General features: G+C 75.3%; 9 protein-coding genes. 4 read left to right on the plus strand and 5 right to left on the minus strand.

Annotated features, from left to right (window positions below):
- A complete protein-coding gene (brxD, locus tag EV190_RS07200; RefSeq protein ID WP_133740677.1) occupies window positions 1–1,338 on the plus strand; it encodes a BREX system ATP-binding protein BrxD in 1,338 nt (445 codons plus the stop codon).
- The gene (locus EV190_RS07205) at window positions 1,335–3,461 is read left to right on the plus strand and encodes a DEAD/DEAH box helicase (RefSeq protein ID WP_133740678.1); all 2,127 of its coding nucleotides are present in this window, start codon (window positions 1,335–1,337) and stop codon (window positions 3,459–3,461) included. Before brxD ends, EV190_RS07205 begins: the two co-directional genes overlap by 4 nt.
- Before the next feature lie 180 nt (window positions 3,462–3,641).
- Here EV190_RS07205 and EV190_RS07210 read toward each other — a convergent pair whose 3' ends face one another.
- Together EV190_RS07210 and EV190_RS23975 are read right to left on the minus strand one after the other, a co-directional pair.
- Window positions 3,642–3,893 carry a hypothetical protein gene (locus EV190_RS07210; protein WP_133740679.1) on the minus strand — a complete coding sequence of 84 codons (252 nt, stop codon included), beginning with the start codon at window positions 3,891–3,893 and terminating at the stop codon, window positions 3,642–3,644.
- Entirely contained in the window at window positions 3,894–4,544 is a 651-nt protein-coding gene (locus EV190_RS23975) for a RelA/SpoT domain-containing protein (RefSeq protein ID WP_243742414.1), read from the minus strand.
- Window positions 4,545–4,556: 12 nt separating this feature from the next.
- Here EV190_RS23975 and EV190_RS24555 point away from each other — a divergent pair, with 12 nt between their 5' ends.
- Window positions 4,557–4,895, plus strand: a complete 339-nt coding sequence (locus EV190_RS24555; protein ID WP_449181796.1) for a hypothetical protein — start codon at window positions 4,557–4,559, stop codon at window positions 4,893–4,895.
- Window positions 4,814–5,734 (plus strand): SEC-C metal-binding domain-containing protein, encoded by a 921-nt coding sequence (locus EV190_RS23985; protein ID WP_449181823.1) that lies wholly within the window; start codon window positions 4,814–4,816, stop codon window positions 5,732–5,734. The genes EV190_RS24555 and EV190_RS23985 overlap by 82 nt, the downstream gene beginning before the upstream one ends.
- 269 nt (window positions 5,735–6,003) lie before the next feature.
- Here EV190_RS23985 and EV190_RS07230 read toward each other — a convergent pair whose 3' ends face one another.
- The 3 genes from EV190_RS07230 to EV190_RS24270 form a co-directional block, all read right to left on the minus strand.
- Entirely contained in the window at window positions 6,004–6,429 is a 426-nt protein-coding gene (locus tag EV190_RS07230) for a hypothetical protein (protein ID WP_133740681.1), read from the minus strand.
- 179 nt (window positions 6,430–6,608) lie between these two features.
- On the minus strand, window positions 6,609–8,849 hold the full coding sequence (locus EV190_RS07235; protein WP_133740682.1) for an MBL fold metallo-hydrolase: 2,241 nt from the start codon (window positions 8,847–8,849) through the stop codon (window positions 6,609–6,611).
- Window positions 8,850–8,857: 8 nt separating this feature from the next.
- Window positions 8,858–15,130 (minus strand): hypothetical protein, encoded by a 6,273-nt coding sequence (locus EV190_RS24270; RefSeq protein WP_166655399.1) that lies wholly within the window; start codon window positions 15,128–15,130, stop codon window positions 8,858–8,860.
- Window positions 15,131–15,173 lie beyond the last annotated feature (43 nt).

The raw sequence follows: 15,173 nt of genomic DNA on the forward strand, positions 1-15,173 counted from the left end.
TTGAGCAACGTCAGCGCGGCGCGCCGCCGCGAGGTCGTCGACGCGCTGCGGCGCGGCACCGTCCCGGCGTCCGGGCTCGACCTGTTCGCGGTCGGGCTGGAGCGCTTCGAGGGCGTCCTGGACAAGGAGCTCGCCGCGGTCGCGTCGGGGAGCGCCGGGTTCAAGGCGGTGCGCGGCGAGTACGGGTCCGGCAAGACCTTCTTCTCCCGCTGGCTGGGCGAGCGCGCCAAGCGGATGAACTTCGCGGTCACCGAGATCCAGGTGTCGGAGACCGAGACGCCGCTGCACAGGCTGGAGACCGTCTACCGGCGGCTCACCGAGCGGCTGTCCACGGCCACCCTGGCGCCCAGCGCGCTGCGCGAGATCGTCGACAACTGGGTGTACACCCTGGAGGAGGACGTCCTCGACCAGGGGGCCGTCCCCGGAGGACCGGACGGTCCCGACCCCGGGCGCCTCGCCGAGGAGGTCGAGAAGCTCCTGGAGCGGCGCCTGGCCAACGTCGCGCGCGGCAACCCCGGGTTCGCCGCCGCGCTGCGCGGCTACCACCGGGCGCAGACCGAGGGGGAGCGCGCCGTCGCCGAGGCGCTCATCGCCTGGCTCGGCGGGCAGCCCAACGTGGCGGCCGCCGCCAAGCGCTACGCCGGGATCAAGGGCGACCTCGACCACTACGGGGCGCTCACCGCCCTCCAGGGGCTGCTGACGCTGCTGCGCGACTGCGGGCACCCCGGACTGCTCGTGGTCCTGGACGAGCTGGAGACCCTGCAGCGGGCGCGCACCGACACCCGCGAGAAGGCGCTCAACGCGCTGCGCCAGCTCCTCGACGAGATCGCGGCGGGCCGCTTCCCCGGGCTGTACCTGGTGATCACCGGCACGCCCGCCTTCTACGACGGGCCCCAGGGCGTGCAGCGCCTCGCGCCGCTCGCCCAGCGCCTGGCCACCGACTTCACGGCCGACCCCCGGCACGACAACCTGCGCGCCGCGCAGGTCCGGCTCGGCGGGTTCGACCTGGAGAAGCTGCACCGGCTCGGCGTCGCCGTGCGGGAGCTGTACGCCGACGGCGCGGAGCAGCCCGGCCGCGTGCGGGAGCGGGTCGACGACGCCTACCTGATGGAGCTGGCCGAGGCGGTCGCCGGAGAGCTCGGCGGACGGGCGGGCGTCGCGCCGCGCCTGTTCCTGCGCAAGCTCGTCGACGTCGTCGACCGGGTCGACGACATCGACGGCTTCGACCCGCGCAGGCACTACCGGCTGACGGTGAGGGCCGCCGACCTCGACGACGTCGAACGCAACGCCTGGACCCAGCGCGCCTCCTCCGCCGACGAGGTGGACCTCGACCTGTGACCACCGCCGGCGGCCTCGACCTGCTGCACCCCACGCTGGCGTACCACGTTGTCAACACGCTCGGCTGGCCGGGGCTGCGGCCGCTGCAGCGCGAGGCGCTCGCGCCGCTCGCAGGCGGGGAGGACGCGGTGCTGCTCGCGCCCACCGCCGGGGGCAAGACCGAGGCCGCCGTCTTCCCGCTGCTGTCGGCGATGGCGGCGGGCGGGTGGAGCGGGGTGTCGCTGCTGTACGTGTGCCCCATCAAGGCGCTGCTCAACAACCTGCTGCCGCGTCTGCGGTCCTACGCCGGGTGGATGGGGCGCTCGGTCGGGCTGTGGCACGGCGACGTCGGCGCCTCCGCCCGGCAGCGCGTCCTGCGCGACCGGCCCGACATCCTGCTGACCACCCCCGAGTCCCTGGAGGGGATGCTGGTCAGCGCCAAGGTCGACCACCGCGACGTGTTCGCGGGGCTGCGCGCCGTCGTGGTGGACGAGGTGCACGCCTTCGCCGGGGACGACCGGGGCTGGCACCTGCTGGCGGTCCTGGAGCGGCTCACCCGGCTGTGCGGGCGGCCGGTCCAGCGGGTCGGGCTCTCCGCCACCGTCGGCAACCCCGACGACCTGCTCGCCTGGCTTCAGGGCGGGGGAGCGGGGACGCGGCCCGGCAGGGTCGTCGCACCGGGGGTGCGCCTTCCGGGCGCCGTTCCGCCCGCCGAGCCGCCGCCCGGTGACGTCGAACTCGACTACGTGGGCTCGCTCGACAACGCCGCCAAGGTGATCGCGGCGCTGCACGCGGGCGAGAAGCGCCTGGTGTTCTGCGACTCCCGCCAGGCCGTCGAGCAGCTGGGGGCGGCGCTGCGGCCGCGCGGCGTCACCGTGTTCCTGTCGCACGCCTCCCTGTCGGCGGACGAGCGCCGCCGCGCGGAGGCCGCGTTCGCCGAGGCCCGCGACTGCGTGATCGTGTCCACCAGCACCCTGGAGCTGGGCATCGACGTCGGCGACCTCGACCGGGTCATCCAGGTCAACGCGCCCGGCACGGTCGCGTCGTTCCTGCAGCGCGTCGGACGCACCGGGCGGCGTGCGGGCACCCGGCGCAACTGCCTGTTCCTCACCCTGGACGAGGCCGGGCTGCTGCGCGCGTCGGCGCTGCTGCGGCTGTGGGGACGGCACTGGGTCGAACCCGTCACGCCCACGCCCGAGCCTCGGCACATCGTCGCCCAGCAGCTGCTGGCGCTGTGCCTGCAGGAGTCCCGGGTGGGCGAGCGCCTGTGGCGCGAGTGGTGGCCGGGGCTGGAGCCGTTCGGGCACGGCGAGCCGATCGTGGCGCACCTGCTGCGCGAGGGGTTCGTGGACCGCGACGGCGGCATGCTGATGATCGGGCCCGAGGCCGAGCGGACGTTCGGGTGGCGGCACTTCATGGAGCTGACCAGCGTCTTCACCGCGCCGCCCGAGTTCACGGTGCTGCACGGGCGCACCGAGATCGGGCGGGCCAACCCGGCGCTGCTGTCGGCGCGGGAGCCGGGGGAGGGGCCCCGGCGGCTGCTGCTGGCCGGGCGCAGCTGGGCGGTGACCTGGGTCGACTGGAAGCGGCAGCGCTGCTTCGTGGAACCCGCCGAGGACGGCGGGAAGGCCCGCTGGGACTCCGCCGACCACGCGGGCGCGTCGTTCGCGCTGACCCGCGCCGTGCGCGAGGTGCTGCTGGGCGCCGACCCGCCGGTGCGCCTGACCAGGCGCGCGGTCCAGGCGCTGGCGAAGGCGCGCGAGCGCCACGCCGACCACGTGTGGACGGGCGGCTCGGTCGTCACCCGCGCCCCCGGCGACGTCCGCTGGTGGACGTGGGCGGGAACGTGCGCCAACCTGACCCTGCGCGCGACCCTGGCGGGCCTCGCCGACCCGGGACAGCAGGCCCGCGACGACTACCTGCGCCTGCGCGAGGACCTCGACCCCGCCGCCTGGGCGGCCGCCCGCGAGGGCGCCGCCGAGCGCGTCGCCCTGCCCGAGGTGAGCGAGAAGGCCCTCCAGGGCCTCAAGTTCACCGCGGCCCTGCCGCCCCACCTGGCGTCCCGCACCCTCGCCGCGAGACTGGCGGACGTGGAAGGGGCACGGGCGCTGCTGGAGGAGCGGACGCGGTTCACGGTGGGTTGACCCCAAGGACATGGGGGTGGGGCCGATACGGATCCACCGTTGTCCGGAGGCTGCTCTTCCGGTCCCCGAGGCCGTGGCGGAGGCCGCGCTGGGATGGAGGTTCGGTTCGGGCCATCACCCCGTCCTTGCACCCGGAACCACGAGTGAGGGGCCGCGCTGGCGGCTGAACGCGCTGGGTTTTCAAGCTGCGGCGGTTCGGACCGACGCCGAGAATCTCTCGATGAGCTGGTTCATGGACAGGAAGTACCGTCCGTGTGTTTGCAGCAGGTCGTCACGAGACTGGGCGCTGAGCACCACGACCTCGATGTTCTGACCCTGGTAGGCGTCCTCGGCTGCGAACCGGGCGCGCATGGCCTCGCGGGTGTTGTCGAACTCCGTCTCGCGGAGAAGCTCGCCCCGTGAGCGGTCATAGACCAGAAGGAAGTTCGTCACTTATCCACCGTACCTTCCGTTGAGTGCATCGGCCAGGTTGGAGAACACACGCTGAAGACGTCTGAGGTTCGCCAGGATCTCGGCCTCGGCCTGACTGGTCTGGGTCGCTTCAGGAGCCAGACGTCTCTCTTGTTCATGTCGGATGATCAGATCCGACAGCTCGCTCAGGTGGTGGATGGCAGGTGTGCCCGTATCCGATCCCAGTCCTGCCCCCTCGCCACGGAAGGGGACAGTGATCCAGGTATTGTTCTGCTGGTCGTAGACCATCTCGTACTTCGGGGGCTCACCGTAGCGGACCCCTCTCCCCACGGCATCCGCGAACCTCTCGAACGCCTCGGCCCACTCGTGCTGGAGGCGGGTGCGCACCTGGACCTCCACCGGTATGCCGTGGGGATAGACGACGACGTGGACGGCCCGGTAGCCGTGGCTCGGTGCGGCGCGCCGGTCGATGACCCTGGGGAGCTTGGGGCAGTCGGAGAAGAGGGACTCGACCCGGTGGCACAGCCGGTCCTGACGGGCCGCCCTGGTCGTCTGTGTGGGGGCGTTGGTGGTCTTGGGCTTTCTGCCCGTTTCAGGGCCTGGAAGGGCGGAAAGCCCGTGATCATTCCGGGTGGGGGCGGGACCGGCCCTCGGACCGCCGCGCTGCGGCACGGCGGACGCACCGTGGCGGTCATCGGAACCGGGACCAACCGCTGCTGTCCCAGTGAGAACCGGGAGCTCCAGGACGAGACCGCCGAGCGGGGGACGGTGCTCGGCCAGTTCCTCCCCGACGCGCCGCCCACGGGGCGGGGCTGCCGTCCGGGAGTGGACCGCCGGATCCCGTGCGGTCCCGTACCCGGTCGGGCCGTTTCTCGTAGGCTTTCCGCATGGCGAGGAGAAAGAGATCCGGGCGGCGCGCGGACGACAGGCAGGTCGGGTCCCTGTTCCGGGTCATGGAAGGCGAGATCGGCCAGTACCCCGAGGCCGCGGGGGAGACCATGCTGGACACGATCGACGAGCTGAACCGGATCGGGCGGCCGGAAGAGGCCCTCGACCTGACCGCGCGGATCATCGCGGACTTTCCCGGAAGCGAGTACGTGGGATACGCCTACGGCGTCCGCGTCGAGACCCTGTTCGGCCTGGGCCGCGACGACGAGGCCGAGGCCGCGATCGCGGAGCTGTGGGAGCGGGACGAGGAAGCGCGGACGGTGGCGTCGCTGATCGCGGAGTTCCTGGAGGAACGGGGGGAGACGCGCCGGGCGCTGTGGCGGGACGACCGGGGTGTCGAGGGCTGGCTGGCCCCGGACGGCGTCGAAGAGGCCGGGGACACGGGCGACCTGCTGGCCGCCGAGGTGCGGGCCCGACTCCGCAGGAGGCAGGGCCTGGCCCCGGACGACATCGACCGGATGGCCGAGCGCGAGATCGGGTTCCGGAGGGATCGGGGGGTCGAGGCGCTGGGAGCGGCCGCCCCTTCCCCGGCCGAGGACCGGGACGGTCCGGTCCTCTCCCACGTCGTCCGCTCCGACGTCGCGGCGGCGCACGCCGAGAGCCTGCTCGCGGGTTTCGAGGGCGGGGAGGAGCCCACCCCGGAGCGCTACTTCCGGGAGACCGAGCTGGACCGGCGGCGGATGCGGGCGGAGACGGACTTCTCCAGGGGGCCGGACATCCCGCTCTCCCTCGTGGAGATCCGGGAGTTCGCGGAGAGGCGGGGAACCGGCGTCCTCACCCGGGAGACCCGAGACGACGCGGCCCTGGACAAGTACCGGCGCGGCGGGGACTTCCCGGTGTGGCCGCCGGAGCGGAACCAGCCGTGCTGGTGCGGGTCCGGCCGCAAGTACAAGAAGTGCTGCGGCAGGCCGTAGCCGCCACGCGGCCCCGGGGACACGCGGACCGGCTCCCGGGTCCGGGGAGCGGTCCGGCCCCCCGCGCCCGGTCGGCGGCCCACCGCCTCAAGAGGGCCGGAGCCCGCGCGGTCGTCGCGGTCGTCCTCGCCCGCCGGGTCGATCCCGTCCGCGAACCGGCGGAACCGCTGTCCACCCCGGCTTCCTGACCGGTCAACGGACCGGTTCCGCCCTCGCTCGTGGCGGTCGCGGACTTTCCGCCCTTTCGGACCCCGGAACAGGCGGAAAGCTCAAGACCACCGGCCAGGCTCCCGGTCCCGGGGGTCCGGTCCGCCGCGCCGGGGCAGGCGGGCGGCCAGCTCGGCCCAGTCGGCGGGGTGGGCCAGGTGGCGCCAGACCGGGAGGGGGACGCGCCGGTTCCCCGCGGCGATGACGACGACGCGGTCCCCCTCGACGGCGAGGCGGTCGGGCCCGCCGATGCCCGTCCGCCGGTAGGGGCCGAGCTGCAGGGGGAGGACCATCTGGGTGTCGGTGAGGACGAAGTAGGGGAGCCGCCACTGGAGCAGGGCGTAGGCGCTTCCGGCCGCGCCGGCCGCGATCACCGGGACCCCGGTCTCGTAGTCCGCGGTCGCGCACAGCCACGCGCCGAGGGCGAGGAGGGCGGCGCCCGCGATCCAGACGGACACCGGTATCCAGCGTGCGTGGCGCACCTTCATGTAGGGGACTCCGATTCGCGAGGGGGGCCGACGAACATACCCGGTTCTCCGGCCGCCGCCACGTCGGACCTGACGTAGTCCGGGGCCGCGGCGTCCGTTCTTCCCGGTGGTCGTGACCTTCCGGGGGCTCGGAAGCGGTTGGGACCCTGGAGAGGTCACGGTCGCCGGGACGAGGGGGGTCACAGCGCCACGGGGACGCCCTCCTGCCCCAGGGCCCACCGGCGGCGCTCGGCGGTGAGGACGCGGCCGAACTCCTTCTGGTGGAACGGGACGCCGTGCACCAGGCTGACGCGGGACGCGTCCACCTCGCGGACGATCTCCAGCAGACCCGGCCGGTCGGCGTGCGCGGACAGCCGCATGTCGGCGACCCGCGCCCGGACCTCGACCTCCTCCGGGCCGTCCGGGCCGTCCAGGGTGAAGCGCCGGCCGTCGCCGTCGCGCAGCCGCTCCAGGCGGCCGCCCGGGGCCTCCTCGTCGGTGTGGCCCGAGATGAGCACCGCGCTGTCCGGGTCCGGCAGGATCGCGCGCGCCCACTCCACGACGGGGCCGCCCGCCAGGCTCCCCGCCGGGCTGATCACCACCCCGCCGCGCAGCGACGCGACCTCCTCGGCGCGCCGCCGCGGGTCCACCCGCGCCACGTTGCCGCCGAGGATCGACAACGGGGCCGGGCCGCCCGCCGTGGCCTGCTCGAACTGCCGGGCCAGCAGGGCCGCCATCCCGTCCAGGAGCACCGGGACCTCGGGCAGCCGGCGGCGCATGATGCCCGCCAGCTCCTGGGCGCGCCCCAGCGACATGGCGGGGATCAGCACCCGCCCGCCCCGCTCGCAGGTCCGCGCGACCGTGGACACCAGCCGGTCGACCCCGTTCTCCCGGGGCCCCAGGTCCATGCCGCAGCAGGTGGTCTCCACGACCAGCAGGTCCGCCCCGCGCGCCGACTCGGGCAGCGCGTACCCGCCGACGGTCTCCTGCGCGAACCCCGAGATGTCCCCGGTGACCACGGCCCTCCTGTCCCCGGCGCGCACCACCACGCCCGCCGCGCCCAGGATGTGCCCGGCGGGGAACAGCTCGACGGTCACGTCGCCGACGGAGTGCTCGACGCCCACCGGCAGCGCGGTCAGCCGCCGCCGCGCCTCCGCGACCTCGGCCACGCCGTAGAGGGCGCCGGAACCGGAGGCGCCGTAGTCGGCCAGCCGGGCCGCGTCGCGGCCGTTGACCCGGGCGGAGTCGCGCCACATCGTCGGCAGCAGCTCCGCGGTCTCGGGGGTGGCGACGACGGGGAAGCGGGCGCGCCCGGCCAGCAGCGCGGGGACGTAGCCGCCGTGGTCGTTGTGCGCGTGCGTGACCACCACCGCGTCCAGGCGGAGCCCGTCGACGGCGGCGATCCCGGACGGCGCGCCCGAGTCGCCCCACGCGCGCCGGGGCGCCGTCCCCGCGTCGACGAGCAGCCGGGTGGAGCCCGCCTCCACCAGCACGCAGGAGCCGCCGATCGAGGTGCCGCCGCCGAGCTGGGTGACCCGCAGCTCCCGCTGCGCGCCGACCTCCAGCGACGGCCGGGGCGGGGACGGCGCGGGGGCGGCCTCCGGCGCGGCGAGCGCCCGCAGCGCGGCCAGGAGGCCCTCGACGGCGATCCCCGCCCGCTCCGCCGCCGAGCGGAACCGCGTCCGCGCCGCACCCTCGACGGGGACGCCGTGCCCGCGCGGGCGCGGGTCGCGCCCGGCCCGGTCGGCCTCGGCGCGGCCGGGCTCCGCGGCCTCCCACACCCCGGCGAGCCTCCCGGCGAGAACGCGCGGGTCGGTGCGGTCGGCCTCGGCGAAGTCGAGCCGCTGGGCCGTGCTGTCGAGCTGGTCGGCCAGCTCCTCGGCCCGCGCCCGTTCGGCGCGGGCCTCGGCCAGGGCCCGGTCCCGCTCGCGTTCGGCGTTGAGCAGCCGGCCGGAGAGGTTGCTCGCCTTCCTCCGCTGCTCGTCGCGGCTGCGCTCCAGCCACTTGAGCCTCTTGGCCGGATTGCTCCGGGGGGACGCCCCCGTGTCGGCGGGTCGACCGGTGGCCGCCGAGGCCGGGGCGGCGACCGGTTCCGACGCCGGAGCGGGGGCGTCCTCCGGGGCCTTCTCCTCGACCGGCGGGAACAGCGGTTCCACCAGCGCCGCCGCCGCGTCCGCGACGCCCGGGGCGGGGTGCAGCAGCAGGCGGCACAGCGCCTCGGCCTCGTCGAGGCCGCCGGGCGCGCCGGCGGGCGGCAGCGGGCGGCGGGCGGCGGCGCGCGCCCCGTCGCGCAGGGCGGGGAAGCGGGCGAGCAGGCCGAGCAGCCACGCGGGGCGGCCGTCCGCGAGCTCGGCCGCGGTGCGCTCGGGTCCTCCGAACGTCGGCCGGGCCAGGACCACCGAGGCCACCAGCCGCAGCGCCGGGTCCGGGCGCTCCGTCATCGCGCCGCTCACCGGACGCGGCTCTCGTCGGCGGCGGAGTACCGGGACGCCTGGTAGGTGCGCAGCAGCACCGGCTCGGGGGACAGCAGGCCGCCCTCCCCGGGGACCAGCGCCCCCAGCGCGCGCAGCACGTTCACCAGGCCGGTGTGGCCGATCCCCCCGTGCCGGTCCGCGTCGAACAACCCCGGGGACTGCTCCTCGGCCAGCTCCAGGAGCAGCGCGAGGTCGTCCTGGGTCTCGGCCGATCCGTGCCGCACGATCTCGCCCCAGGCCGCGAGGACGGCCGGGTGGTCGGTGATCCCGGTGCTCTCCAGGAAGCCCCCCGGATCCTCGCGCAGCCTCGCCGCGCGGCGCTCCAGCGCGTTCTTCGGCACGAGCTGCTCGCCGCCCACGACGTCCTTGATGACGGCGTTCACCAGGCACGGCCAGCCGCCGGTCACCTCGAAGAGCTGCTCGTGGAAGGCGTCGTTGGCGATGCGGGTGAAGTCGTCGAGCAGCCGCCACTGCCCGACCCCCGACCGGCCGAAGCGGCGCAGCTCCACGACGTCGATCCGGGCGAGCGCGTCGGCCGCCGCGTCGGAGGCGGGGTAGCCGAGCGCGCCGCTGATCAGCGGCGCGTGCGCGGGCCGGGCCAGCATGACGATGTTGGGCCTGCGCCCGGCGTCCTCGTGCAGCGCCGCCTCGGCCGCGGCGACCTGGGCCAGCGCGGCCTTGACGTCCTCCTTGAGCGGGACCAGGACGACGTCCTTCTGCCGGGCCCGCTGCACGGCCCCCTCGAACGTCTCCCGGCCCGACTCCACCCGGTGGCAGCGGCCCCGCACGTTCGAGATCGCGTCCTCCAGCACCTTGGGGACCAGGTCGAGGTGCAGGGCGTCGGAGCCGACGATGAGCCTGATCCTGCCGCCCGGGCTGCCCAGCCGGGCCACCTGGGCCGCGGTGAGCGGGGACAGCCGGGGGCCGCCGTTGTAGTAGGCGCGGTAGTAGGCCGGGTCGAAGCTGTCGTCGGGCAGGGTGTAGCGCTCCTCCGCCTCGGCCAGCTCGCGCTCCACCTTGGAGCGCCCGCCGAGCAGGGTGAGGATGTGCGGGGTGCGCAGCTCGAAGTCCCCGTTGCTCTCGGCGAGCACCCCCAGATCCACGCACTCCTCCAGGAGCGCGCCGAACTCGTCGAGCGAGCACCGGTCGAACGCCTTGGGCCACCAGTCGCGGCACTCGGCCAGCAGCTCCTTCTCGTCCACGGTGGCGTCGCGCGCGTCCATCGTCTGCAGCGCCACCGCGTACGCGATCACCTTGTAGCGCAGGTCCAGGTCGAGCGTCCACTCGAACCGGTCCCGGAACGCCTTGTCGAGGTCGGTGTCGGAGCGGACGGCCTTGACGTCCTCCAGCGTCACCTCGTAGGGCAGCTCGACCGGCTGCGCCCGGCGCAGCCGGTCGAGCAGCAGGTCGCCGAAGTACTGCACGATCGCCGGGGCGTTGTTGGCCTGGGCGATGACGCTGACCGCCAGGGTCTCGGGCAGGTGGAAGCCGAGCGTGCGCAGCGGCCGGACCAGCAGGTCGAAGGCGTCCTGCGACGACAGCGGGCCGATGCCCAGCGGCTCGCCCAGGTTGGCGAAGGGCTGGTTGGGGTAGCTGCGGAACCGGGCGATCTTGTGCAGGCCGGCGAAGACCGCCTTGACCCGGCCCTCGGTCGCGTTCATCAGCTCGCGCAGCGCCACCACGTTCGCGAAGCGGTGCTCCTTGGCGTCCAGGTTGAGGAACTCGTCGGCCTCGTCGAAGAAGAGCAGCAGCCGCCGGTCGGGGTTCTCCCGCGACCAGGCCCGGATGGCGTCGCAGACCTCCTCCCTGCCCGACGGCGCGGGAACGGCCGCCGACACGATCCCGTGCTCGGACAGCTTGCCGCCCAGCGTCATCCAGAAGTACTCGGCCTGGAGCTCGGACCGGCCGATCTCGTAGATGTCGCGCTGGATGACCGCGGTCCGGTCGCCCTGCGTGAGGAGGCGGCGTCCGGCCTCGGCCAGCAGGACCGACTTGCCGAGCTGGCGGCCGCCGTAGACGAAGTGCGCGCCCGAGGGCGCCATGACCGCGCCCAGGTCCTCCTCCCGGCCGTAGAACATCTCCTCGGGGATCATCCGCGTGGCCTGGAACGGCCGCGTCGCGGTGAAGGGCGCGATCAGCCGCACGGTGGTCGACCACGACGGCTCGGCCAGCGCCGCCAGGTAGCCGACCACGGCGTCGTCGACCACCCCGATCACCGGGCCGGGGCGGCTGCGGGCCAGCGCCGCCAGGCTCTGGCGCTGGGCGTGGGTGAGCAGGCCGAAGTAGAGCACCAGGACCGTGCGGTCGCGGGGGGCGTTGCGCAGCCAGTCGAACAGCTCGCGCGGCTCGGGCCGGTTCCACAGCAGGCACAGGGAGAGCTCGTCGCCCGAAGGGCTCATCTTGGAGCCGAACGCCGGAAGCAGCGCGTCACCGGTGAGCTTGACCCGGGTCAGGGACATCGACAGCAGCTTCCCCCGGTGCTGCGGCTCGCTGGACAGCGGGCTCTGCGGAACGGTGCCGTCCACGCCGAGCAGCAGCAGGATCTTCTCGACCGCGCTCTTGAGGTTGCCCGAGCTCTTCGGGCTCCGCGCGACCGTCCGCCACTGGCGCAGCGCCTCGCCCGCGGTGGCGCGCTCGCTGTCGGAGCCCCGCGCGGCCAGCAGCCCCGCGAACAGCGCCTGGTGCCCGGACGTGGCCAGCCCCGGAGCGGCGCCGCCCGCTCCCCGGCCCAGGTGCGCCAGCAGCTCGGAGATCACCGGGTGGACGGGGGTGTCGCCCCTGCGGACCCGGCCCTGCGTCCGCTCCAGCTCCCGGGGGAAGGCCGGGTAGAACGCCGAGAAGTGGTCGGTCTCCGCGCCGCGCCGCACGATCTCCCGGTTGGCCTTCAACTGGGCGAGCATCTCGTCGGCGCTGGTGACCTGGCCGTCGTCGAGGTAGTCGCGAAGGCGGTCGACGTGCCGCGCGACCTGGCCGGACCGCTCGGCCTCCCGGCGCACCTCCTCCTTGCGCTCGTTGACGCGCCGGTCGCGCAGCCGGCCCGACTCCGCGCGCAGGCCCTCCAGCTCCGCCGCCATGACGTCGAAGTCGCGGCGGTCCGGCTCGGCGAGCAGCGCCTCCGCGGCGCCCCGCAGGTGCCGCGCCTCCTCCTCCGAGAGCGCGCCGTTGCGCCAGTGCAGCGCCACGTCGTCCTGGAACTCCTCGCTCGCGGCGCGCAGCCGCGCCCGCGCCCCGTCCACCCGGTCGGCGATCCGGGACACCAGCCGGTCCGCCGACGCCGGATCGGTCTCGCGGACCAGCGCGGCGACGAGCTCGGCGCCCACCAGGTCGCCGCGCCCGATCCGGGCGTCGCAGGCGGCCGCCCAGTCCGGGTCGTCCCCGTGCAGGACCTCGGCGAGCTCCGGCAGCGTCGGCAGGTCGGAGACCTCCCCGGAGAGCGGGACCCGGATGCGGGGGATGAGCAGGAGGTCGCGGTTGAGCGTCAGGCCGACCGCGCGCCCCTTCGCCTCGGGGGTGCGGCCGCGCAGCAGGTCGTGGGTGTCGTCGAGCAGGCGGCGGACGCCGTCGGCGACCGCGCCCAGCAGGGGGTTGTCCCCGCCGGCCAGGGCGTCCAGCTCGCGGTCGGCCTGCTCGCGCTGCTCGGTCATGACCTGGCCGAGCTCCGTGAGGCCGTGGCCGGTGTTGCCGAGCCCGCCGCGCGAGTCGCCGAGGGCGCGCGTCCGCTGCACCGCCCTCACCCACTCGTGCGCGGTGTCGCGGACCTCCTCGATGTACTTGCGCAGCGCGGTGCGCGCCCCCGCGATGATGGTCCTGCGCTTCTTCCCGGACGTGCCGCTGCGGGACTCCCTGTACTGCCGGGTGATCAGGTCGTCGATCGCGTCGGAGCCGAGCAGCCCGGCGACGAGGCGGCGGCACTCCTCCAGCCGCGCGGCGTCGTCCTCGGCCGGGATGTCCAGCAGGTCCCACAGCTGGCCCTTCGGCCGCACCATGCCCCGCCAGAGCTCGGTGGCCGCCTGGTAGCTGATCGTCCGGGACCGGGCGGTCTCCCGGAGCTCGGCGGCCCTGCGCACCGCCTCGCCGTGCTCCTGCCGCGCGCGGTCGGCGTCGCGCAGCTGCTCGCCGGTGTGGGAGAGGTCCAGGTAGACGCCGGACTGCGCGGCGTTGCGGAACGCCTCCCCGATGACCTGGAGTGCCGGTCGGTCGGAGTTGACGGCCGAGGTCTGCTCGATGAGCGGGAACGCCTCCAGGGGGGCCACCAGGGCCGCGCGGATCGCTGCGGCCCACGCCAGCAGCCGGTCGGCGGGCTCGTCCGGAAGGTCCGCGCACAGGGCCTCGGCGCGGACGCGGAACGCCTCGGCCATCGGGCCGGTGGTGTCGTACACCTGCTCGGCGCAGGCGGCGGCGAAGCGGATCTCGGCGGTGGCGCCCGGCACTCCGGCGGCCCGGTTCAGCCAGCCCGCGAGGGCGAACCGGTGCAGTTCCATGGCCCGGCGTTCCAGCCGGACCAGGGTCGGGGCGCGCGAGTCCGGCGCGGGCCGGGCGGTGGGGGCCGCCGGCTCGGGCCTCGGATCGGGGGCTTCGGCCTCGGGCGCGGCCCCGCTGCCGGAGGCGGGCCGCTCGGGGGCGCTTCCGGGCGGGTCGGCGGCCGGTCCCGGTCCGGGGACGTCCCGCGCGACCGGTCCGGGGGCCGACTCGCGGGCCAGTGCGGCGTCGAGTTCGGCCAGCCCGTCGAGGGGGCCGGGGGCGGGCGGGGGTGGAGGCGTGCCGGGGGCGGGGGAGGGCTCCGCAGGAGGCGGGGCCCCGTCCGGCTCCCCGGGGCCCTCGTCCGGTTCCGGGGAGGAGGCCCCGACCGGTTTCGCGGGAGCGGCGGCCGGGGCGCCCAGGACCAGCTGCCGCTGCATGGCGGCCATCACGGAGGGGTGCCATGCCGGAGGGACCGCTTGGCGGACGCGTTCGGCGAGCTCGAACAGGGCGGGGTCGAAGGGACTGGTCCGCTCCGCCGTGTCCACCAGTCCGGCCAGTGCGCGCAGGTGCTCGGTGACGCCCTCGTCGGCGTCGGGGTCCGCGGCCGCGGACCGGATCTCCGCGAGGACCGGCGCGATCTCGTCGGGCCCGGTGAGCGACGCGAACCGGGAGCGGACGCCCGCCCGGGCGGCGCGGGCGCGAGCCCGGTCCAGGCCGGCGTCCAGGCCGGTCAGCGAGGTGGGGGCGGGGCCGCCGGTGATCGAGGCCAGAGCCGAGCCGACCCGGTCCAGGTCGCCGACCAGGGAGCCGAGCCGGTCGAGGTCGGCGGGGTCGGGTCGGCGGCCCTCGGCGACGGCGTCGTGGACGCCCCGGGCGGAGTCGGCGGCGGTGGCGAAGGAGGAGCGGAGCCGCGTGATCTCCGCCGCCAGCGCGTCGAGGCCGGGGGCGTCCTGCGGCGGGGCGGCGGGGGAGGCGGTCATGGTGTCGGCGGGTCCTTCGGTCGGGGCCGGGGAGTGGGGAGCGCCTCGCGGAGGCGCTTCGGGGGGCGGCTCCTCCCCGGTCGGCAGGCCCTCGCGTACCTCGGCCGCCAGTTCGAGGAGGCGGTCCAGCGGCAGCGGCGCCTCCGGGAGGCCGGGGCGGTGCCCGCGCATGGCAGCCCACAGGACCGCGGCGTCGGCGGCGACGGGAGGAGGGGTCCCCGGGTCCGCCAGCAGCAGACCCACGGCGAGCGGCGGCGCGGGGCGACAGCTGAGGACGGCCGCGCCGAGCCCGCACAACCGCGTGGCAGCGGGCCGGAGACCGGTGAGGCCCAGGTGGTGGAGCAGTTCCGGCCGCCGCTCCATCACCTCGCGGGCCTCGTCCGCCCCGGCCAGCAGGGCGGCGCAGTCCGCGGCGTCGAGCCCCAGGGAGCGGGGCGCCCGCACGATCGTGGACAGGGGGGCGGCGAACGCGAGGAGGTAGCGGACGCGCTGGGTCTCCGACGACCTCTTGTACAGGTAGTCGTGGACCCTCATCGCGGTGTCCATGCTGAACAGCGACTTGGCGAGACCGGCCCGCTGGCCGCCCAGGAGCGCCCGGGTGAGCTCGGGGGGAAGCACGTCCAGGGTCTCGCGCAGCTGTCTCTTGTTGAGCCACAGGACCGGGCGCAGGAGCTCGTGCCGGAGGCGGACCCCGGCCCCGTCCGCGGCCGCGCCGCCCAGCTCCGTCTGGAAGGCCGTGTCGCATCCGGGGGAGCAGATGTGGTCGAAGTCCGTCTCGGCGCTGGCCTGTCCGTACCGGTGGCTCACTGTCGGCTCTCGCTTTTTCTGTTGGGGGGCTTCCTCACGGAAC

Source organism: Actinorugispora endophytica, from assembly GCF_004363075.1.
GTDB classification, from domain to species: Bacteria; Actinomycetota; Actinomycetes; order Streptosporangiales; family Streptosporangiaceae; genus Actinorugispora; species Actinorugispora endophytica.

Excerpts from the sequence above, each read along its gene's own strand:
- EV190_RS07230 (WP_133740681.1), bottom strand. The coding sequence starts at position 6,429 with ATGAAGGTGCGCCACGCACGCTGGATACCGGTGTCCGTCTGGATCGCG.
- EV190_RS07235 (WP_133740682.1), bottom strand. The coding sequence starts at position 8,849 with ATGACGGAGCGCCCGGACCCGGCGCTGCGGCTGGTGGCCTCGGTGGTC.